The sequence below is a fragment of the Rhizobium sp. LC145 genome, from assembly GCF_001005825.1.
Lineage (GTDB): Bacteria > Pseudomonadota > Alphaproteobacteria > Rhizobiales > Rhizobiaceae > Neorhizobium.
Map to the genome: position 1 here is coordinate 1 of NZ_LBHV01000024.1, position 19,070 is coordinate 19,070.

22 protein-coding genes and 2 pseudogenes are annotated in these 19,070 nt (G+C 61.4%); 8 read left to right on the top strand and 16 right to left on the bottom strand.

Translation table 11 applies throughout. The features are described 5' to 3' along the window. Positions 1–119 precede the first annotated feature (119 nt). Positions 120–1,296: pseudogene (locus YH62_RS28680) on the top strand (xanthine dehydrogenase family protein molybdopterin-binding subunit); the annotation flags it as partial. Between the two features lie 184 nt (positions 1,297–1,480). Here the strand turns inward: YH62_RS28680 and YH62_RS28685 are convergent. The 10 genes from YH62_RS28685 to YH62_RS28730 all read right to left on the bottom strand — a co-directional run bounded on the left by YH62_RS28685 (position 1,481) and on the right by YH62_RS28730 (position 8,812). Beyond that, complete coding sequence (locus YH62_RS28685) at positions 1,481–1,927, bottom strand: cupin domain-containing protein (protein ID WP_046797748.1); 447 nt, start codon at positions 1,925–1,927, stop codon at positions 1,481–1,483. 260 nt (positions 1,928–2,187) lie between these two features. Continuing rightward, positions 2,188–2,565, bottom strand: a complete 378-nt coding sequence (locus YH62_RS28690) for a DUF2255 family protein (RefSeq protein WP_046797732.1) — start codon at positions 2,563–2,565, stop codon at positions 2,188–2,190. A gap of 34 nt (positions 2,566–2,599) precedes the next feature. After that, entirely contained in the window at positions 2,600–3,610 is a 1,011-nt protein-coding gene (locus YH62_RS28695) for a sorbosone dehydrogenase family protein (protein WP_082118576.1), read from the bottom strand. Positions 3,611–3,776: 166 nt separating this feature from the next. Continuing rightward, on the bottom strand, positions 3,777–4,004 hold the full coding sequence (locus YH62_RS28700; RefSeq protein WP_046797733.1) for a tautomerase family protein: 228 nt from the start codon (positions 4,002–4,004) through the stop codon (positions 3,777–3,779). 55 nt (positions 4,005–4,059) lie between these two features. Then, positions 4,060–4,797 carry an SDR family oxidoreductase gene (locus YH62_RS28705; RefSeq protein WP_046797750.1) on the bottom strand — a complete coding sequence of 246 codons (738 nt, stop codon included), beginning with the start codon at positions 4,795–4,797 and terminating at the stop codon, positions 4,060–4,062. Positions 4,798–4,863: 66 nt separating this feature from the next. Further along, entirely contained in the window at positions 4,864–5,214 is a 351-nt protein-coding gene (locus tag YH62_RS28710; protein WP_046797734.1) for a cyclophilin-like fold protein, read from the bottom strand. A 273-nt stretch (positions 5,215–5,487) separates the two neighbouring features. Next, the gene (locus YH62_RS28715; protein ID WP_046797735.1) at positions 5,488–6,870 is read right to left on the bottom strand and encodes an MFS transporter; all 1,383 of its coding nucleotides are present in this window, start codon (positions 6,868–6,870) and stop codon (positions 5,488–5,490) included. Then, positions 6,860–7,579, bottom strand: a complete 720-nt coding sequence (locus tag YH62_RS28720) for a dihydrofolate reductase family protein (protein WP_052760563.1) — start codon at positions 7,577–7,579, stop codon at positions 6,860–6,862. The genes YH62_RS28715 and YH62_RS28720 overlap by 11 nt, the downstream gene beginning before the upstream one ends. Positions 7,580–7,670: 91 nt before the next feature. Next, a complete protein-coding gene (locus YH62_RS28725; RefSeq protein ID WP_046797736.1) occupies positions 7,671–8,066 on the bottom strand; it encodes a cupin domain-containing protein in 396 nt (131 codons plus the stop codon). Positions 8,067–8,176: 110 nt separating this feature from the next. After that, complete coding sequence (locus YH62_RS28730; protein ID WP_046797737.1) at positions 8,177–8,812, bottom strand: NAD(P)-binding domain-containing protein; 636 nt, start codon at positions 8,810–8,812, stop codon at positions 8,177–8,179. A 104-nt stretch (positions 8,813–8,916) separates the two neighbouring features. On the opposite strand from YH62_RS28730, the gene YH62_RS28735 reads away from it, so the two are divergent. Beyond that, on the top strand, positions 8,917–9,810 hold the full coding sequence (locus YH62_RS28735) for a LysR family transcriptional regulator (RefSeq protein WP_046797738.1): 894 nt from the start codon (positions 8,917–8,919) through the stop codon (positions 9,808–9,810). A gap of 111 nt (positions 9,811–9,921) precedes the next feature. Further along, a complete protein-coding gene (locus YH62_RS28740) occupies positions 9,922–10,374 on the top strand; it encodes a cytochrome P460 family protein (RefSeq protein ID WP_052760564.1) in 453 nt (150 codons plus the stop codon). 48 nt (positions 10,375–10,422) lie between these two features. Here the strand turns inward: YH62_RS28740 and YH62_RS28745 are convergent, their stop codons facing one another. Continuing rightward, entirely contained in the window at positions 10,423–11,187 is a 765-nt protein-coding gene (locus YH62_RS28745; protein WP_046797739.1) for a carboxymuconolactone decarboxylase family protein, read from the bottom strand. A gap of 299 nt (positions 11,188–11,486) precedes the next feature. Between YH62_RS28745 and YH62_RS28750 the strand changes: the two genes are divergently transcribed. Further along, positions 11,487–12,593 carry an alpha/beta hydrolase gene (locus YH62_RS28750; protein WP_046797740.1) on the top strand — a complete coding sequence of 369 codons (1,107 nt, stop codon included), beginning with the start codon at positions 11,487–11,489 and terminating at the stop codon, positions 12,591–12,593. A 178-nt stretch (positions 12,594–12,771) separates the two neighbouring features. On the opposite strand, the gene arsH is transcribed toward YH62_RS28750, so the two are convergent. From arsH to YH62_RS29915, 5 genes are read right to left on the bottom strand one after another with little or no spacing between them, the layout of a single operon-like run. Then, positions 12,772–13,482: an arsenical resistance protein ArsH gene (gene arsH / locus YH62_RS28755; RefSeq protein WP_263136276.1), complete on the bottom strand. Its 711-nt coding sequence runs from the start codon at positions 13,480–13,482 to the stop codon at positions 12,772–12,774. Continuing rightward, on the bottom strand, positions 13,475–13,903 hold the full coding sequence (gene arsC, locus YH62_RS28760) for an arsenate reductase (glutaredoxin) (protein WP_245282248.1): 429 nt from the start codon (positions 13,901–13,903) through the stop codon (positions 13,475–13,477). The genes arsH and arsC overlap by 8 nt, the downstream gene beginning before the upstream one ends. Further along, positions 13,900–14,958, bottom strand: coding sequence for an ACR3 family arsenite efflux transporter (gene arsB / locus YH62_RS28765; RefSeq protein WP_046797742.1), 1,059 nt, complete (start codon positions 14,956–14,958; stop codon positions 13,900–13,902). Before arsB ends, arsC begins: the two co-directional genes overlap by 4 nt. Then, positions 14,958–15,485, bottom strand: a complete 528-nt coding sequence (locus YH62_RS28770) for an arsenate reductase ArsC (RefSeq protein ID WP_046797743.1) — start codon at positions 15,483–15,485, stop codon at positions 14,958–14,960. The genes arsB and YH62_RS28770 overlap by 1 nt, the downstream gene beginning before the upstream one ends. Positions 15,486–15,500: 15 nt before the next feature. After that, positions 15,501–15,650, bottom strand: a complete 150-nt coding sequence (locus tag YH62_RS29915) for a hypothetical protein (RefSeq protein WP_245282245.1) — start codon at positions 15,648–15,650, stop codon at positions 15,501–15,503. 42 nt (positions 15,651–15,692) lie between these two features. Here YH62_RS29915 and YH62_RS28775 point away from each other — a divergent pair, with 42 nt between their 5' ends. From YH62_RS28775 to YH62_RS28790, 4 genes and pseudogenes are all read left to right on the top strand, one after another. Beyond that, on the top strand, positions 15,693–15,860 hold the full coding sequence (locus tag YH62_RS28775) for a hypothetical protein (protein ID WP_245282246.1): 168 nt from the start codon (positions 15,693–15,695) through the stop codon (positions 15,858–15,860). After that, entirely contained in the window at positions 15,857–17,281 is a 1,425-nt protein-coding gene (locus YH62_RS28780; protein ID WP_046797745.1) for a mandelate racemase, read from the top strand. Before YH62_RS28775 ends, YH62_RS28780 begins: the two co-directional genes overlap by 4 nt. 352 nt (positions 17,282–17,633) lie before the next feature. Then, entirely contained in the window at positions 17,634–18,797 is a 1,164-nt protein-coding gene (locus YH62_RS28785; protein WP_046797746.1) for a M20 aminoacylase family protein, read from the top strand. A gap of 93 nt (positions 18,798–18,890) precedes the next feature. Further along, positions 18,891–19,070 (top strand): annotated as a pseudogene (locus YH62_RS28790) (IS6 family transposase); the annotation flags it as partial.

Below are 19,070 nucleotides of genomic sequence, written 5' to 3' on the forward strand. Positions count from 1 at the left end.
CCGCATGCGCGATGATCTCGGCTGGAAAGCGGTGGCGTTTGTATCGGGCGGACGCATCGTCAGTCATGCCGATAGACTATTGCCTCGATCCGCACCAGCCGGTTAAGGCGACGCCTCCGCTCGATATCCCCGAAGGCAATTCGATGCGCGCGCCGGGGGAAGCGCCCGGCTTGATGGCGCTCGAAATCGCCATGGACGAAATGGCGGAAAAACTCGACATGGATCCGGTTGAGTTCCGCATTCTCAACGACACCCAGGTCGATCCCGAAAATCCGGAGCGCCGGTTATCGCATCGCGATCTTTTCGGCGGCCTCAAGCTCGGCGCTGAGCGGTTCGGCTGGAAGGGGCGCGGCACGCCGGGCGCGCGGCGCGATGGCAGCTGGCTGATCGGGCAGGGGATGGCTGCCGCCTTCCGCGACAATCTGCTGGTTCCGTCCGGAGCGCGGGTGCGGCTCGACAAGGATGGGGGTCGTCACCGTCGAAACGGACATGACCGACATCGGCACGGGCAGCTATACGATTATCGCCCAGACCGCCGCTGAAATGCTGGGCCTTCCCCTCGACAAGGTGGCCGTTCATCTCGGCGATTCCCACTTCCCCGTATCCTCCGGCTCCGGCGGCCAGTTCGGCGGCAACTGTTCGACATCGGGCGTCTATGCCGCCTGTGTCAAATTACGCGAGGCGGTGGCGAAGAAGCTCGGCCTCAACACGCAGGACGTCAGCTTCGAAAATGGCGAAGTGCGCTCCGGCAGCCGCTCGGTTCCACTGTCGGAGGCAGCCGGTCCCGACGGGATCACGGTCGAGGACAAGATTGAATGGGGCAAGCTCTCCGAAACGCACCAGCAATCGACATTCGGCGCGCATTTTGTCGAGGTCGGCGTCGACAGGGCGACGGCAGAGACCCGCATCCGCCGAATGCTGGCGGTGTGTGCGGCCGGCCGGATTCTCAATCCGATCACCGCCCGCAGCCAGGTGATCGGCGCGATGACGATGGGAGCGGGCGCCGCGCTGTCGGAAGAACTGGTTGTCGATACCCGCCGCGGCTTTTTCGTCAACCATGATCTCGCCGGCTACGAAGTTCCGGTCCATGCCGATATTCCGCATCAGGAGGTGATCTTCATGGACGAGACGGATCCGATGTCGTCGCCGATGAAGGCGCAGGGGGTCGGCGAACTCGGTCTTTGCGGCGTGGCCGCTGCGATCGCCAACGCCATTTACGACGCGACCGGCGTTCGCGTGCGCGACTATCCCGTGACGCTGGACAAGTTGATCGGCGGCCTACCGGACGTCGCGTAGTTGAGCGCTTTGCCGGTTGGCGTGGATGTCTCTTCCGTCGCCAGGCCCGGATTTCGCGGCGCCTGAATGAGAAAGCCGCAAAGTCTGGAACTTTGCGGCTATGGATGAGACGGAAGTCTGTCAGCGCTTCGCCGATGCAGAGTGCCGCGAAGCTTCCTTTGGCGTCTCGGCGGTGCGGCGAGCGTTATTTCGCGAACTCGTCGTCCGTGACGAGTTCGCCCCAGGTCACGTTGCTGCCGTCGCGCATGTAGGAAATCGCGATGTGCGCCATGCCCGACGTATCGGTGGCGCCATGCCAGTGATTGACACCCACGGGTATCCAGACGACATCGCCGGGTTTGATTTCGCGCTTTTCAGCACCTTCTTCCTGGACCCAACCCTTTCCCTCGGTCACGATCAGCATCTGGCCGGCCGGATGCGTATGCCAGGCGGTGCGCGCGCCCGGCGCGAACGTCACCAGCCCGCCGGTTGCTCCGGTGAACTCGTTGGCCGGGAAGAGCGGATCGATCACCGCATGGCCGGAGAATTGCGCCGGATCGCCGATCACGGAGGGCGTCGAGCGGTTAGATGTGATCTGGATGCTCTGCCCGGTCGCGGCAGAGGCTTCCTGCGCGGCGGCGCTGCCAGCCATGCCTGCCGCGATCGGCATTGCCGCAGCCAGGACGGCGCCGGCCTTGAGAAGATTGCGGCGGCTCTTATCTGCGGAGTGACGTTTGCCAATGTATTCTTCCGACATAGAGAATCCTTTCGGGTGCTTGATCGAAACATCTTTTGACGGTCTCAGTTCATCAGATCGACCGGGCGCCCACTAGCCAGGCAGTTCCGATTACACTTATGAGCCTGGTTTCTGGAACATCCGGATTTGATCGATTGTTCCCTGCCTTCGCAAAGCTACAAGACTGTCGGCGTGACCCTGACGGTGGCGGCGCGCGCCCGGTCTCCGATCATCGCAGCGAGATACCGGCTCGTGCCGTATTTGGACCGATAGGCCGCATCGACAAGATCGTTGACGGCCCCCTCGACCGGCTCGAATGAAACGTCGATCGTTTCGCCGGCCGCCTTGATCCGCCCTTTCTTGTTTTCCATCGCCGAGCGATACCAACGGGAATTCCGCCCGTTATAGGCACGCACATAGAGATCGCCGTCCACGACCACCGACCAGATCCAGGTCGGCGTCCCGAAGGTCACGAGGTCGTCGCGCAGCGGAGCGATATGGAGATCGTCGCTCCCGGCGATCCGTTGCAAAAGGTCGTTGTTCCAAGGACTCACGTCAGCATCCTTGCAATTTCGGATATCGAACCGCTCAGCCGGCGGGCGACAGCCTGATCAGGCTGTCATTGGACGCGCCTTGTCCGCGCGGCGAGCGATTGGTGGTGATGACAAAGAGATCGCTTCCGACGGGCAGCACCTGCCTGTAGCGTTCGCCGGTCTCGAACACGGGTTTGAGGCTGCGATTTGCGCCGTCAAGGACATAGAGGCCTTTTCCCTGGAGGGCGGCCACAAGCAGTTCCTCGCCAGCGAAGGCGATGCCGGACTGCGCCCAGGTCGAGCGACCGGAATGGGCGAAGGGCGCCTTCATGCCATCCCGCGTCTCGTCCCCCTGAATCTCGGGCCAGCCGTAATTGCCGCCGGGTTCGACGCGGTTGATTTCGTCGAGCGCGGACTGGCCATGCTCGGAGACGAACAGCTCGCCCGCGGGGCTCCAAGCCAGCCCCTGGGGATTGCGATGGCCATAAGAATAGACCTTCGAGCCGGGAAACGGATTGTCCGCGGGCACCGCACCGTCCAGCGTCACCCGCAGAATCTTGCCGGCCATGCTGTCGGGGTCCTGGGGCAGATCGTAGTTCTCTGTCCATCCTGTTGTCACATAGAGGTGGCCGTCGGGCCCGATCGCGATCCGGCCGCCGTTATAGAGGCGGTGGCCGGGAATGCCGTCGATCAGAATGCCGGTTTCGCGCCATGCGCCGCCATCAAAAACGGCCGACACGACGCGGTTCGCGGGGCCTGAAGAGGCAACGTAGGAGTAGTAGAAGAAGGCCCTGCCGCTCGATGCGAAATCCGGCGCCAGGGCGATCCCGAGCAGTCCCGCACCGCCCTCGGTGCGAAGCGGGTGTGACGTTTCGAGCGTGTGCCGTTGAAGTTCGCCGCCAGCGACCGTGACGACGGAACCCGCCTTCTCGGTCAGGATCAGGCGTTCGCCGCCCAGCACGATGTCCCAAGGGTAATCCAGCCCTTCGGCGACGACGGTCGATGTCCATGCGCTTTCACTACGGCCGAGGATCGGCGTGGCGGCATCCTGCGCCTCGGCGATCATGGGCGCCGAGTTGGACAGCGCGAGAGATATCAGCGCCATGCCGATGAACCGACACGTCTTGCGCGCAGTGCCGTCGCTGGCCATGCTGGTATCGATGAATTTCTTCGGAGTGTTTTCCATTGTCTCTCGCGCGGGCTGGCCGACGAAACGGCCAGCCGAGAGCTCCCTACATCTCGTATCCGGGTTTCTTGTAAAGCCTGTCCCGATGCCCCTGAATGTCGGGCAGGTAGACCTCGTCTTTCCATCGGCCGGATGCCACGTCCTCGAAAGCGACCGAGACCGAAGCCTCGTCGCATTCGAGGATATCGACGACGTCACGCGCAATGGCCTGGGCCAGGCGCTTCTTCTGCTCTTCGCTGCGGCCCGCCATGGCCTTTATGACAATGTGCGGCATGTTCCAGTGCTCCCGTTTTTCGAAATCGAGGCGACCCGCAGGTGCGGCATCCGGCTCAATAGGCCTGGCTGGTCGGACGGAAGAGGACTTCGTTGATATCGACGTCCTCGGGCTGGCTGATCGCGAAGGCGACGATGCGGGCAAACGAGCTTGCCGGGATAGCCGCCTCGTAAACCTGCTTCATGCCGGCTGCGACATCCTGGTCGGTGATCGTGTCGGTCAGTTCGGTCGCTACCGCGCCCGGGGAGACGATCGTCGTGCGGATATTGTAGGCTTTCACTTCCTGCCGCAGCCCTTCGGAGATGGCCCGAACGGCCCACTTTGTTCCGGCGTAGACCGCACCGCCGGGGCCGACCTTGTGACCGGCGACAGACGACACATTGATGATGTGCCCGGACTTCTGCTTCTGCATATGGGGAAGCGCCGCCGCGATGCCGTAGAGAACGCCCTTTATGTTCACGTCGATCATCCGATCCCACTCGTCGATCTTCAGTTTGTCGAGCATCGAGCTCGGCATCAGGCCGGCATTGTTGACGAGGACGTCGATCCGGCCATGCAATTCGACCGCGCGCTCGACCAGCGCCTTGACCTGACGGCAGTCGGTCACGTCCGTCTCGACGATAGCCTGCGTATCGAGATCGAGTTCGCTGGCGAGCGCTTCGAGCCGGTCGAGACGGCGGGCGCCAAGAACAACCCTGGCGCCGGCCTTGACGAGATGGCGGGCGGTTTCCGCGCCGAGCCCCGAGCTTGCGCCGGTGATGACGACGACTTTTCCTTCGATGTTTTCACTCATGTTTTTCTCCATCGGGCGCGAAGCGCCTGCAAACATATGGTTGAATTGCGCTTCTGATCGGGGTCTTCACTCGGCGACTTCAAAGCGGGCCTTGAACGGCTGATCGCGTCGTAGCGCTTCGACGCCGTCATCGAATGCACCAAGCCGCACGAGGCCGGCCGAGTCGCTGAAGCCGCGATAGAAGATCGCGAGATTGCCCCAGGGCGCGTAATAGGTGATGTCGCCTGCCGAAGGCTTGTAGCTGCGGGGGGCGCCGTCGGTCGAAAGGCGACGCGGCAGGTCGCTGACCTTCTCGGTCGAGGCATAGTCCGAGAGAGTCAGATCGAGCGGCAGCAGCGATGCGAAGTCTTTCGCCGCCGTGCTGTCGTCGAGGGTCGCCGAAAGGGCTTGCCCCTCTATGATGATACGTATCTTCATACTTCCGTCCTCCGATGTGCCCTTTGAGCCCCCTTGCGCGTGAGCGGAGAGCATTGCGCCGGGGGTAAAGGCGAGCATTGCACCGATGGCCGCAATGCAGTTCAAAGCCGTCTTTCTGCAGTGAAGTCGCATTCCGGCGCCACCTCTCGCGTTGTACCGATACTCGTGGTGTCGGCGCCGGCGAATGCCTGTCGCGCCATCGCTGTCGTCAATATCACGTACGGGCAGTCAAAAGATTAGCCGGGGCAAGCTACTAGAACTCATGAGTTGTGTTCATAAATTAAGCGGCCGCATGACAGCGGCGATTGCGGCGCCTGCGATCGAGAAGCCCACCGAGACGAGGACGGCGATCCTCCATCCGGAAAGGAGGCCCGCCACGCCGCTTTCGGCGCCATGGGTGATAATGATCGTCGCCAGCGAGATGCCGACGGCGGAGCCGAGATAACGGGCGGTATTGTTGGCGGCGCTTCCCATCGCCGTGCGCTCGGCCGGAACGCTCTGTACCGCCTGATGGCCGAGGGCGGCATTCAGGATGCCGTTCGCAATCCCGGCAATGAGCAGGCCTGGCAGCACCCAGGCGAAACCGCGCTCCGGCGTCGCCAGCAGCGTTGCGGCCTGCCCGGCCGCGCAGCCGACCATGCCGGTGACGAGAAGCATGCGTGGCGAGATGTCCTCCGGGATCAGGCGGGCGCCAAGCGCTGCGACCGCCGTCGTCGCCGACCACGCCATCAAGATGACCGCCGCCCGGAACGGCGAAATGCCAAACCCCTGTTCCATGATCAGAGGGATCATCGTCATGATGGCAAGAACACCCGCGCCCGAGGCGAAGGCGCCGGCCGTGGCGCCGACGAAATCGGGACGTCTGAACAGGCTGAGTCGCAGCACGGGATTGGCCGAGCGGCCTTCGACAAGGATGAAGGCGACGACGAGGACGGCGCTGCCTGCAAACAGCGCCAGCACATGCGGTTGCAGGCCGAAGCGGCTTTCGGTCAACGCGGCGAGAAAGCACAGGATCGCCGCCGCCATCACCAGCGACCCCGCCCCGTCGACGCTGCCGCGCGTTTGCCCGCTGTCCTGAGGAAGAACGCCCCGTGCCATGAGGTAGAGGCCCGCGGAAATCGCGGCGATCAGCCAGTGCGACGCATGCCAGCCGCCGACGGGCAGCAGAAGGGCCGCCAGGACCGGGCCGACCGCGACCCCGGCGCCGAGCGCCGACGCCCATATGGCCGCGGCGCGGGCGCGCGCCAGGCTTTCCGCGAAAACCTGGCCGATGAGACCCAGACCGCAGGCCATGATGGCTGCGCTTCCGATGCCCTGGACGATGCGCGCGACAATCAGCAGGATCGATGTCGGCGCCAGGGCCGCCACGAGGGACGAACCCGCCGTGATCAGGAGGCCTGAGAGAAAAATCCTGCGCCGGCCGTAATTGTCTCCGAGCGCTCCGAACCCGAGAAGCCCGACGGCGGCCCCGACCGGCATGCCGCTCAGGATCCAGGCCTGGGCGTTGGGACCGGCCGACAACGAGCGGGTGATGTCGGCCAGTGTGGTTAGCGGCACGGTGAAGACGACGAGCGCGAGCATCGTCGCGAAGGCCACGATGGACAGGGTCGCCGTCTGCCCGGCGGAGGCCGTGGCCGGTGATGAACTATGCGACATGTCTGCGAAGAACCTTGTGACGCAGCCAGACCGTGCCGGCCTCGAGCGTTTCGTTGCCGGCCAACTGGAAGCGGAAATCGGAAGACGGCTGTGTGGTTCGGCTGCCGTGATAATCGACGATGGAGGCGATACCCGCCATGCCGTCGACCGAGGGAAAGATCAGGGTGCTGAACTCGTCGATCAATCCGGCCGCCAGGAACGCGCCATTGATCGTCCCGCCGCCCTGGAGAAGGATGGTCTTCACGTCGAACATCTCGCCCAGCGCCGCCACGGCGTCTGAAAGGCCCGATCCGTCGGAACCGGACAAGAGATAGGACACGCCGTTCCGGCGCAACGACTCCAGATAGGCTTCTTCCACACGCTCCGAGACGATCGAGACGACATGATCGCCGTCGAGGTCGTCGCCGGCATGCAGCAGCTTTCCGGACGGATCGAGAACCACGGCGAGCTTGCGGCCGGCCGGCGAACCCTTGAAAGCGGGCCGCTTCAGCGGCTGTTCGAGAAGTTGCGGCTTGCGCTGATCTTCGATGTAGTGAGCCATCGTCCTACGTCCGACCATCCATCCCTGACCGCCCAGTCGCCCGGCCGCCTCTTCGTAGACGCGGTGGATCAGGCCGGTCGCAGGTTCGCCGTTCGGCGCGTTCCAGCGTTCGGTGAGAAGTCGCCCGTCGATGGACGAGATCATATGGCAGATGATATTCGGGCGCATGGCAATGCCTGTCTCGCTTGTTTGAATTCGCGAAAAAGTTTCGGCCGGCGAAAGGGATGCGCCGGCCGTCTCTCCAGATTTGAGGGAGCGATCAGACGCCGTAGTCGGCGTCGCTCACCTTCTCCATCCAGGTGACGTTGCTGCCGTCGACGGTTTCCGTGATCGCGATATGCGTCATCGCCACATCCGGGGCCGCGCCATGCCAATGCTTTTCTCCTGCGGGGAACCAGACGACGTCGCCGGCCCGGATCTCCTCAACGGGACCGCCCTCGCGCTGGACACGGCCAAAGCCGGATACGACGATCAGGGCCTGACCTGCCGGATGCGTATGCCAGGCGGTACGCGCACCGGGTTCGAAGGTGACGGCGCCCGCACCGGCCCGGCCCGGCGCTTCGGCGTTGAACAGGGGATCGATACGAACAGTTCCGGTGAACCAGTCCTCGGGGCCTTTGGTCGAAGGCGTGGAGCCTGCTTTCGTGATCTTCATCGTTGTTTCCTTTCCAGGGGACTTTCAATCTTGTCGGTAAGATAGCGCTCGCGGGAATGTTGGATTAGCCTTCTTCACGTACTGTCTCTTATGAGCAAGACTCATGAATTCTAACGAAACCTGCTGAAGCGGTAGGTCAACTTCGCCCCGCCCGGCTGCGAATAGGCAAGCTCGGCCGTGACCATCGCGAACGGCTCCGCGAAACGCCCGGTGCGCAGCGGCCCGACGTCCAGCGGCTCATAGCCGATATCCTCGATCAGGCCGGCTGCTGCCCGCTTCGCTCCGTTATCGTCGCCATAATAGAGGAGTTGCGGCCGCGGTTCCCTGTCTCTTCCAGCAAAGACGTCGAAGAAGGCTTCGCTTGGGCTGGTGTTGAACGCCGAGACCCAGCGCGCACGCGGGCGCAGGCGCGCAAGTTCCTCGGCACCCGAGGTGGTGACGCCGACCACGAGATCACGGTTTTGCTCATCGAGCGGCACGCAGCAGTTCAGCACGATCTTGCCGTCCAGTTCGCCCGCCTGTTCCAGAACGTCGGAGATACGCGACCAGTGAACGGCCAGGAGCACGGCGTCGGCTCCCTCGACCGCTTTGGCAACAGTACCGGCCTTCGCTCCCGCCTCCCGCGCAAGTCGATCGAGCTTGCTCTGGCTGCGCGCATAACTGAACGTCACCTCATGGCCGGCTTTCGCCCATAGCGTTCCCAGTTTTCCGCCCATCAGGCCGGAGCCCAGAATCCCTAGCCTCATCTCATGATCTCCTTCCGCCTCATGTCGATTTTCCAAGAATACCCTGTTCGGTGGGCCTCGATTATCCTATGTAATATGCCAGGTATTATGAAGGTGGCTCATCAATGCTGAAAGAGAACATCGATGACCTCATGGGCTTCGTGGTGGTCGCACGAGAAGGCAGCTTCACGCGCGCGGCGGCGCAGATCGGCGTCTCGCAATCCGCGCTCAGCCATTCGGTCAAGGCTCTGGAAGACCGGCTCGGTGTCCGGCTCCTGAACCGCACGACCCGCAAGGTTGTTCCAACCGAGGCGGGCGAGCGCATCATGAAACGGATGGCGCCGCATTTCGTGGAACTGGAAGACGAGCTCGCCTCCATCGTCGAATTGCGCGACACACCGGCCGGCCAGTTTCGCATCACCACGACCGATTATGCCGCCGAGACGGTTCTCTGGCCGAGGCTGAGGCCGCTTCTGCGCAAAAACCCCGATATCTCCGTCGAACTCATCACCGACTATGCACTGACCGACATCATCGGGGAGAAGATCGACGCAGGCGTGCGGCTGGGCGAGCAGGTATCCGAAGGGATGATCGCCGTCAAAATCGGACCCGATTTCCGGATGGTCGCGGTCGGCGCGCCATCCTATTTTAGGAAGCACGGCGTTCCCGAGACCCCGCAGGATCTCACCAGGCATCGTTGCATCAATCTGCGCCTGTCCACCCCTGGCGGGCTCTACGCCTGGGAGTTCGAGCAGGACGGCCGCGAGCTTCGTGTGCGGGTGGAAGGGCAGGTCACGTTCAACACGATCTATCCTTGCGTTCAGGCAGCCGTGGAAGGTTTCGGGATCGCCTATGTCCCGGAGAGCATGACGGCCGCCCACGTCAAATCCGGGCGGCTACAGACCGTGCTGGAGGAGTGGAGCCCGCCGTTTCCCGGCTACTTCCTCTATTATCCGCACCGGCGGCAGTCTTCGCCCGCCTTCTCGCTCATCGTCGACGCCCTGCGTCATCGCGAGTGAGCGCGCGTGACTGATGAAGTGCCTTCATAAGTGCATGCAGGTTTGGCCCGCTACAAGCCTTGCGCAAAACCGCCCATTCTTTCCTGATCTATCACAGAACAGGAGAATGACATGCGATTGCGTACCGTCACGGGACTCGGCGTAAGCGGGGTGCTCGTTCTCGCCACCCTTGCTTTTGCCCAATCCGCCAACGAGGAGGTGTCGTTCCCCGAGGCATATCGTGACGGCGTGCATTATGCGACCGTCACCCGCGGCAATATTCGCGAGGAGATCTTCACCTCGCCGGAAGCCGTCGCCGCAGCGCGCGAGGGGCGGACATTTCCCGACGGCACTGTCATCATGATGGAAGATTATCGCGGCGATGAACTCCACCGGTACATCATCATGGAAAAACGCGCGCAATGGACCTCGGTTTCCGAGGCCGGCGCGTGGCTTTTCCGCGAATTCGCCCCGGACAGGTCACCGAACGGGAGCGAGGACGGCTCGCGCTGCGCGTCCTGTCATCAGTCGCAGGCGGCAAACGATTTTGTGTTCACGACCCGGCAAATGCGCGAGCATAATTAACGATCGACCTGCCCGAACGCCGTTCGGGCAGGTCGCTCTCGTTCCTGATCAGTTGGAGCGTTTCTCGAGAACCTCTTTCGCCACGGGCAGCGCCGTGAACACATTGGGCCAGCCGGTATAGAAGGCCGCATGGGCAAGCACGCCGCCCACCTCTTCCCTGGTCAGGCCATTGTCCATCGCGCGATTGAGGTGATAGGGCATCTGCGCGACCTGCCCTGATGCGATCAACGCGACAACGGTGATCAGGCTGCGGTCGCGCGGCTTGAGATCCGGACGCAGCCACAGGTCGCGGAACAGGAAGTTTTCGGTATTATCGACGACGCCCTGCGAGACGCTTCCGAAATTCCCCTGCACCTGCGTCTGCCGCGCATTTTCCGCTTCCTCGTCGAGCGGCAAGGGTTCCGGCTTGACGGGCGGCAACGCATCAGCGCCGACACCACGCTCCTCATAGACATCCGCCGCCGCCTCGACCGCGGCCATCGCATTGCCCCAGCCGGCATAGAAGGCAAGATGCGTGATCGCTTCGGACATTTCCGCCGGCGTGACGCCGGCATCGAGCGCGCGGGCGATATAATCTTCCAGTTCGCCCGTCTGGTTGCGGGTGATCAGGATCGCTACAGTGACGAGCGCGCGGTCGCGGGCGGAGAGATCGGCGCCTTGCCACACCTTTGCGAACAAACCGTCCTGTGTGTAGGCCCCAAGCGCTGGGGCAACCCGTTGAATGTCGTCCGCCATTATCGATGTCCTTTCCTGGGCAAGTGCAGGCCCCGTCGTGAGGCCGGCGGTTATCAGAATTGCGGCGAGGCGCTTCATGTCAGATCCTTCCAAGTCTGCGTGGCTCATGTTCTGGCCCCGTCAATGTAGGGTCTGGCGCGGACCGGATTAGGCGCGTTTGTCGAATAAGTTTCATGAACATCCCTCATGAAACAATTGGACGGGGGGCTGCCCATTATCTGATGCTTGGGTCACCGTTCAGCGCAAGGACAGTGCTCGCGCTGGTGGCTCTCCATCTCGGCCCGATTGATGATCTCCCCTCATAACTGCAAGCAACATCGACCATCTAGTGCGCCTTTTCCGCGTGGCCCATATTCGGCGGAAGAAAGGAAACAGGTATGCAAAAGCACGACAAACCCGGAGCCGGGGCAGGGCACGCGTCCGGTTCATCCCTTCGTCGCCGCGAAGTCCTGAAGCTGACCGGCGCCGGCATGGCCGCGCTCAGTGCGGCGTCACTTTTCAATATCTCCAACACAGAGGCTCAGACCATGTCAGAAGAATGGGACAAGGTTTTTCCCAAAAGCGAAAAGATCGACCATCAGAAGGTCACGTTCAAGAATCGGTACGGCATCACCCTGACGGGCGATCTCTATCTGCCGAAGGACCGTGCCGAAAAGCGGCTTGCGGCGATTGCCGTCAGCGGCCCGTTCGGCGCGGTCAAGGAACAATCCTCCGGTCTTTACGCGCAGACCATGGCCGAGCGCGGTTTTGTCACGCTGGCCTTTGATCCATCCTTTACCGGTGAAAGCGGCGGCGAGCCCCGCAACGTCGCTTCTCCGGACATCAACACCGAGGATTTCAGCGCCGCCGTCGACTATCTCGGCCTGCAGCCTTCCGTCGACCGTGAGCGGATCGGCATCATCGGCATTTGCGGCTGGGGCGGCATGGCATTGAATGCCGCAGCTTCCGACAAGCGCGTCAAGGCCGTCGTCGCCAGCACCATGTACGACATGACCCGCGTCATGTCGAAAGGCTACAACGACAGCACGACCGCGGAGCAACGCGCGCAGACGCTGGAACAGTTGAGCCGGCAGCGCTGGGAAGATGCGGAAAAGGGCACGCCCGCCTATGGTCCGGTTTCCCTTGAGCTGAAGGGCGGCGAGCCGCAATTCGTCGTGGAATACGCCGACTACTACAAGACGCCGCGCGGCTTCCATCCGCGGGCGATCAACTCGAACGGCTCCTGGACGCTCACGACCCCGTTGTCCTTCATGAACATGCCGATCCTGAGCTACATCGGGGAGATTTCCCCGCGTCCGATGCTGTTGATCCACGGCGAAAAGGCCCATTCGCGCTATTTCAGCGAGACGGCCTTTGCGAACGCGGCAGAGCCGAAGGAACTGATGATCATTCCCGGCGCCAATCACACCGATCTCTATGACAAGCTGGATGTAATCCCGTTCGACAAGATGACCAATTTCTTTGATCAACATCTTGCCGCCTGAGTTGAAGAAAGGGGCCTACGCCGATGCACTAGGAACATGAACCCGGGAGGGACTCGGGGCATATGCCGTGCTTCGCGCGTCTGCTCGTCATCGGAGCAGCCATCTGCCCCATTTGGGTTCGGAGCCTTTTCACGGTGGCGACAGCGGTCAAACGGACGCTGTCGCCACCGCGAGCCCATCAAATTGACCGCAACGACACGCGCTTCTCAAGCTCGGCCGTTTGCTCTTTCCGCTCGCTGTAGCGGTCGGTGAGGTAGGCGGAGGCGTCGCGCGTGAGGATGGTGAACTTCACCAGCTCCTCACAGACATCCACCACCCGGTCGTAGTAGGACGAGGGCTTCATCCGGCCATCGGCGTCGAACTCCTGATAGGCTTTGGCGACCGAGGATTGGTTCGGGATGGTGATCATCCGCATCCAGCGGCCGAGAATGCGCATCTGGTTCACTGCATTGAAGGACTGGCTACCGCCAGACACCTCCATAACGGCAAGCGTTTTGCCCTGCGTCGGCCGGACCGATCCGACCGAGAGTGGAATCCAGTCGATCTGGGACTTCATTATCCCGGTCATCGCGCCGTGGCGTTCCGGGCTCACCCAGACCTGCCCTTCCGACCATTGCGAAAGATCGCGCAATTCTTGCACCTTCGGGTGGCTCGCCGGCGCTTCGTCAGGGAGCGGCAGGCCCTTCGGGTCAAAGATACGAATCTCGCATCCAAGGCGTTCGAGCAGCCGGCGGACCTCGAATGCGAGCAGGCGGCTATACGACACCTCACGCAGCGAGCCGTAGAGGATCAGGATGCGCGGCTTATGCGTTGAGAACGCCGGACGCAGGGCATCGAGATCTGTCGAATATAGGTGATCGTCCTGCAGTGCTGGGAAAGTGTCAGGCAATGCGCTTTCCTTCCTGGTCGAGGATCTGTTCACCGTCCTCCTTGAAGAACGATCCCCTGAAGGTGTCGGGCAGGATGTCGAGCACCGCCTCGGACGGACGGGCGAGCCGGGTGCCGAGCGGTGTCACGACGAAGGGGCGATTGATCAGGATCGGCGTTGCGATCATCGCGTCAAGCAACTGCTCGTCAGTCAGGTCTGGGTTGTCCAGACCGAGTTCGGCATAAGGCGTGCCTTTCTCGCGAATGGCTTCCCGAACGTTCAAGCCAGCGTCCGCGATCATCGTCGCAAGCTGCTCGCGCGTCGGCGGATTCAGCAGATACTCAATGACAGCAGGTTCGATGCCGGCAGCGCGGATCAGCGCTAGCGTGTTGCGGGACGTCCCGCAGGCGGGGTTGTGATAGATGGTCGCGTCCATGGTCAGTGCCTTTCGGTAACGGTGGTTCTGGAGACGGCGGGGGCGGCCTCGTACCAGTCCTTCGAGCGGTTCACGATCCAGACGACCGAGAGCATGACCGGAACCTCGATGAGCACGCCAACGACGGTGGCGAGTGCTGCGCCGGACTGGAAGCCGAACAGGCTGATGGCGGCAGCAACCGCAAGCTCGAAGAAATTGCTGGCGCCGATCAGAGCCGATGGCCCGGCAACGCAATGCCGTTCGCCGGTCATCCGGTTGAGCAGATAAGCAAGCCCGGAGTTCAGATAGACTTGGATCAGGATCGGCACGGCGAGCAAGCCGATGACGGCGGGCTGAGCGATGATCTGCTCGCCCTGAAAGGCGAAGAGCAGAACCAGCGTCGCAAGCAGCGCCACCAGTGAGATCGGCTGCAACCTTGCCAGCACGCCATCCAGTGCCTGCGTCGTACCGCCAACCGTGAGGCGGCGGCGGATGACCTGCGCGATAATGACGGGCACGACGATATAGAGGGCGACGGAAAGAACGAGCGTATCCCAAGGCACGGTGATCGCGGAGAGGCCGAGCAGCAAGCCTACGATCGGAGCAAAGGCGACGACCATGATGGCATCGTTCAACGCGACCTGAGACAGCGTGAACAATGGCTCCCCGCGCGTCAGGTTGCTCCAGACGAACACCATAGCGGTGCAGGGAGCCGCGGCGAGAATGATCAGCCCTGCGATATAGGAGTCGATCTGGTCGGCAGGCAGGTATGGGCGGAACAGCCAACCGATGAAAAGCCATCCGAGCAGTGCCATGGAGAACGGCTTGACGGCCCAGTTGATGAACAAGGTCACGCCGATACCGCGCCAGTACGTGCCGACCTGCGCCAGAGACCGGAAATCGATCTTGAGCAGCATCGGAATGATCATCAGCCAGATCAGGATCGCGACGGGAATGTTCACCTTGGCGACCTCGGCCGCGCCGATGATCTGAAAGAGGCCGGGCATGAGATGGCCGAGGGCGACACCGGCGACGATGCACAGGAATACCCAGATGGTCAGATAGCGCTCGAACGTGGACATCAGGCGGACTTCCACTGCGGCGATGTCGAACCTTCCATAGCACCGATCTGGCGAAGCTTCGTCTCCAGAGCCATGTGATCGATGGATGCCAGCGGCAGGCTGACGAACGCGGCAATCCGGTCCTTGAGGAAACGCGCGGCCTGTGCGAAGGCACGCTGGATCTCGACGTCCGATCCCGTGACGGCGGCAGGGTCTTCGACACCCCAATGGGCGGTCATCGGATGGCCGATCCAGACGGGACAGGCTTCGCCGGCGGCGCTGTCGCAGACGGTGAAGATGAAATCGATCTGCGGCGCGCCGGGCTCCGCGAACACATCCCAGCTCTTCGACGAGAAGCCCGTCGATGGATAGCCCAACGCTTCCAGCTCCTTCAGGGCATGTGGATTGACTTCGCCCTTGGGCTGGCTGCCGGCGGAGAAGGCTTTGAATCGTCCGCCACCTTCCTTGTTGAGGATGGATTCGGCGAGAATAGAACGAGCGGAATTGCCCGTGCAGAGGAAGAGCACGTTGTAGGTCTTATCGGTCATGGTTGTGGTCCGTGGTTAGGTCGGCGGCCTGATAAGCTTCATGATCGTCGCCGATGATGGGCAGATGGAGGAAAGCTGGCGGGTCGCCAGCACGGCTGCGGGAACGCTGTCTCGCAGGACTTCAGAAAATCCGACACCCGTAAGACGGTGCTTTTTGTAACTCATTCGATCCCTGAAGCGGTGTTTCTTTCCGACCGCGTAGTGATCATGTCACCGCGTCCGGGGCGGATTGATACGATCCTCGATATCGAAATGCCGCGACCGCGCACGGTTGAAAGCCGCGCCACCGCCGAGTTCGGGGCGTTGTCGCTGAAAATTTACGACATATTCACCGGTCGTCAGGGTGCCAATGACCCGAAATTCGTCCCGGCATGATCGCGCCGCGGCTGAACATTCTTGATGTCACCTGTTTCGAACGGCCTTATCGGCTGCGTATCCCTTTTCGCTTTGGCGTCAAGACTGCAACCGGTGGTCGTCAAGCTATTGTTTCGGCCCGTATCAGGCTTGAGGACGGACGCGAAGCTATCGGCTGGTCGGCAGAAGCGCTGAGTGCCAAGTGGTTTGACAAGAACCTGGGGCTGACGGACAATCAAAATCACCACCAGTTGCGCCGCTCTATCGAGCTTGCAGCTGAGGCCTATCGCGCCTCCGGTCCGCAAACAGCTTACGGGTTGTTCGAAGAAAATTACACGCCGCTGGTTACCGCTTGCACAGCCGAAGCCCTTAATCCGCTGATCGCCAGTTTTGGCATGGCCATGCTCGACCGCGCCGTCTTCGATGCCCTCTGCCGCGTCGAGGCCATGAGCTTTGCCGATGCCATGTCGGCCAATCTTGCCGGTATTCGCATTGGCGTCCTGACACCCGAGCTTGCAGGCTTTGATATTGATGCCTTCCTTGCTTCGCTGCGCCCCGCATCATCCATCGCAATCCGCCACACTGTCGGCCTTGTCGACCCGCTGGTTGCGGCCGATCAGGAAAGCGGGGTCAATGATGGCCTGCCTGAGACGCTCTCAGAAGTCATCGCCACCTATGGCTGCCGGTATTACAAGATCAAGATTGGCGGCGATCCTGAGGTCGATCTCGATCGCATACGCCGGATCACTGCACTTCTGGACGCAAGCGGGATCGATTATCGCGTCACGCTTGACGGCAACGAGCAGTTTGAGGATGGCGATAGTATCGCGGCCTTCTTCGCTCACCTCAGCGCCGATCCCGCCCTGCACCGTTTCGCCCGAACAATCCTGTGCCTCGAACAGCCGATCCGCCGAGACCGCACCCTGGAGCAGCCGATCAGCGCCCTTGCCGCTTGCATTCCAGTTATCATTAATGAATCCGATGGTACGCTTGACGCTTTTCCGCATGCCCGGTCGCTTGGTTACACAGGTGTCTCGTCAAAGGTCTGCAAGGGTCTTTACAAATCCATCCTGAACGCCGGGCGCGCGCAGGTATGGAACCAACAGGAACCTGGCCGCTATTTTCTATCCGCCGAAGACCTCACCTGCGAGCCCGGCATCTCGCTGCAGCAAGACCTCGCACTGGTCAGCTGGCTCGGACTGCCGCATGTCGAAAAGAACGCACATCATTTCATCGACGGATTCGATAATCGCCCTCAGGCCGAGGCCGAAGCTTTCCTTACGGCACATCCCGATCTCTACCACCGGCAGGATGGCCGCGTGCGCCTGCGTCTGAGCCGAGGTGACGCTCATATTGGCTCACTTTCCGTCCCGGGCTTTGGAGCAATGCTGTCACCCGATGTGACAAACCTTGAACCTATGTCACTTGCTGTGTGGCCCTGATCCGCCATATCGTCGATGATCAGGAGGAGCTGGTGCCTCGCCCACAGTTTTTCGCTCGGCCATGCTATAAGAGAATCCACGAGGCCTTACACGAGATGCGTAGTCGCCGCTCAACATGGGGGTACGGCTGAGGTTGGAGGCAGAAATCTTTCGATCCGGGGGCGCCATCTCTTGAACTTCGGGATGAAGGTTCCGATGGCCCTCGACCCAAGGGACTATCCCTTGCTGATGCCGGACAAAGGGTCGTTCTCCGCCCCAGCCGCACCAAGGTCACTGTTTCCCTACTCGTTTGCTTGCCCAGCTGGCACCGTGATCGCTAAGTGCTGATACTGACTATAACAAGGAGCTGAGGATGGGGTACACGCTTTCAAACGATCATGTTGAAGAAGCAATCCGCTGGCGTCAACATCTGCACGAAAACCCTGAGCTTGGGTTCGACGAGAAACAGACGTCCGCCTTCATTTCGTCGAAGCTCTTCGAATGGGGGTACGAAATCGCGTCGGGTTATGGAAAGACTGGCGTTGTCGGAACCCTTAGAAAAGGCTCGTCGAACCGCTCGATAGGTATTCGGGCTGACATGGATGCCCTACCGATCGTGGAGAGCACTTCGCTTCCTTACGCCTCGAAGAAGCCCGGCATCATGCATGCCTGTGGGCACGACGGACACGTCGCGTCAGCACTCGCAGCGGCCCGTGCCCTGCGAGGCATTGAGTTCGACGGTACCGTTACATTCATATTCCAGCCAGCTGAGGAAAATGAGGGCGGAGCCCGCGCGATGATTGAGGATGGTCTTTTCAAAGACTACAAGGTGGACGCAGTCTTTGGGATGCATAATTGGCCAGCTTTGCCCTTGGGTTCAATCGTCGCTCGACCCGATCAGATGATGGCAGCATTCGCGACCTTTGAGATCGTCGTTAGGGGTAGGGGAGCCCACGGCGCGATGCCACACGAAGGCGCTGATCCCGTGGTTGCCGCTTCACAGATCGTTTCTGCGCTTCAGACCATCTCCAGCCGGAATGTTTCACCGCTCGAATCTGCGGTGGTTTCTGTCACACAAATACATGGTGGCGACGCTTGGAACGTAATCCCGGAAGAAGTCGTCCTTCGAGGCACTACTCGTTGGTTTGACGAGGAGATCGGAGAGCGCATCCAGCAGCGGGTCAAGCAGGTCTCCGCTTCGATCGCTGAGGGTCTTGGGTGCCACGCTGCTGTCGATTACTTTATCCGATATCCGGCCACTATCAATGATGCCCACCAAGCTGCTGTCGTGAAAGAGGTTGCAGCAACATTGCCAGGCCTGACCATCGTCGATGCCCTCCCCAGCATGGCGGCTGAAGACTTCGCGTTCATGCTTCAAGAACAGCCTGGCTGCTACTTCTGGCTTGGAGCTGGTCGTTCGTCAGGAGAAAATCCCGGCCTCCACTCTTCCAAGTATGATTTCAACGACGCCGTTCTTCCGCTTGCTGCGACCATGTGGGTGTCACTTGTCCAGTCGGAACTACGGGCCGCGTCTTGATGGCGAAAATTACCTATTCCTGTTGCTAAACAGGAACTTGCAGGGCGTTGTCACGTTGTTCGTGGCTTAACGGTTGACGGATAACCGGACGTGATGAGCACGCCGACCATAAGCTACAAGAACCACCGTTTCCCACCGCATATCATCGCCCATGCCGTCTGGCTGTATTTCCGGTTCCCGTTAAGCCTGCGGCTGATGGAAGAAATGCTGCTGGAGCGCGGCATTGTCGTGTCCTACGAAACGATCCGGCGCTGGGGCCGGAAATTCGGTGCG

Excerpts from the sequence above, each read along its gene's own strand:
- YH62_RS28735 (WP_046797738.1), top strand. The coding sequence starts at position 8,917 with ATGCTGAAAGAGAACATCGATGACCTCATGGGCTTCGTGGTGGTCGCA.
- YH62_RS28710 (WP_046797734.1), bottom strand. The coding sequence starts at position 5,214 with ATGAAGATACGTATCATCATAGAGGGGCAAGCCCTTTCGGCGACCCTC.
- YH62_RS28785 (WP_046797746.1), top strand. The coding sequence starts at position 17,634 with ATGGGGTACACGCTTTCAAACGATCATGTTGAAGAAGCAATCCGCTGG.
- YH62_RS28715 (WP_046797735.1), bottom strand. The coding sequence starts at position 6,870 with ATGTCGCATAGTTCATCACCGGCCACGGCCTCCGCCGGGCAGACGGCG.
- YH62_RS28775 (WP_245282246.1), top strand. The coding sequence starts at position 15,693 with ATGTCACCGCGTCCGGGGCGGATTGATACGATCCTCGATATCGAAATG.
- YH62_RS28700 (WP_046797733.1), bottom strand. The coding sequence starts at position 4,004 with ATGCCGCACATTGTCATAAAGGCCATGGCGGGCCGCAGCGAAGAGCAG.
- YH62_RS28720 (WP_052760563.1), bottom strand. The coding sequence starts at position 7,579 with ATGCGCCCGAATATCATCTGCCATATGATCTCGTCCATCGACGGGCGA.
- YH62_RS28750 (WP_046797740.1), top strand. The coding sequence starts at position 11,487 with ATGCAAAAGCACGACAAACCCGGAGCCGGGGCAGGGCACGCGTCCGGT.
- YH62_RS28770 (WP_046797743.1), bottom strand. The coding sequence starts at position 15,485 with ATGACCGATAAGACCTACAACGTGCTCTTCCTCTGCACGGGCAATTCC.
- YH62_RS29915 (WP_245282245.1), bottom strand. The coding sequence starts at position 15,650 with ATGAGTTACAAAAAGCACCGTCTTACGGGTGTCGGATTTTCTGAAGTC.
- YH62_RS28705 (WP_046797750.1), bottom strand. The coding sequence starts at position 4,797 with ATGAGTGAAAACATCGAAGGAAAAGTCGTCGTCATCACCGGCGCAAGC.
- YH62_RS28685 (WP_046797748.1), bottom strand. The coding sequence starts at position 1,927 with ATGGCTGGCAGCGCCGCCGCGCAGGAAGCCTCTGCCGCGACCGGGCAG.
- YH62_RS28725 (WP_046797736.1), bottom strand. The coding sequence starts at position 8,066 with ATGAAGATCACGAAAGCAGGCTCCACGCCTTCGACCAAAGGCCCCGAG.
- arsB (WP_046797742.1), bottom strand. The coding sequence starts at position 14,958 with ATGTCCACGTTCGAGCGCTATCTGACCATCTGGGTATTCCTGTGCATC.
- YH62_RS28695 (WP_082118576.1), bottom strand. The coding sequence starts at position 3,610 with ATGATCGCCGAGGCGCAGGATGCCGCCACGCCGATCCTCGGCCGTAGT.
- YH62_RS28745 (WP_046797739.1), bottom strand. The coding sequence starts at position 11,187 with ATGAAGCGCCTCGCCGCAATTCTGATAACCGCCGGCCTCACGACGGGG.
- YH62_RS28740 (WP_052760564.1), top strand. The coding sequence starts at position 9,922 with ATGCGATTGCGTACCGTCACGGGACTCGGCGTAAGCGGGGTGCTCGTT.
- YH62_RS28730 (WP_046797737.1), bottom strand. The coding sequence starts at position 8,812 with ATGAGGCTAGGGATTCTGGGCTCCGGCCTGATGGGCGGAAAACTGGGA.
- YH62_RS28780 (WP_046797745.1), top strand. The coding sequence starts at position 15,857 with ATGATCGCGCCGCGGCTGAACATTCTTGATGTCACCTGTTTCGAACGG.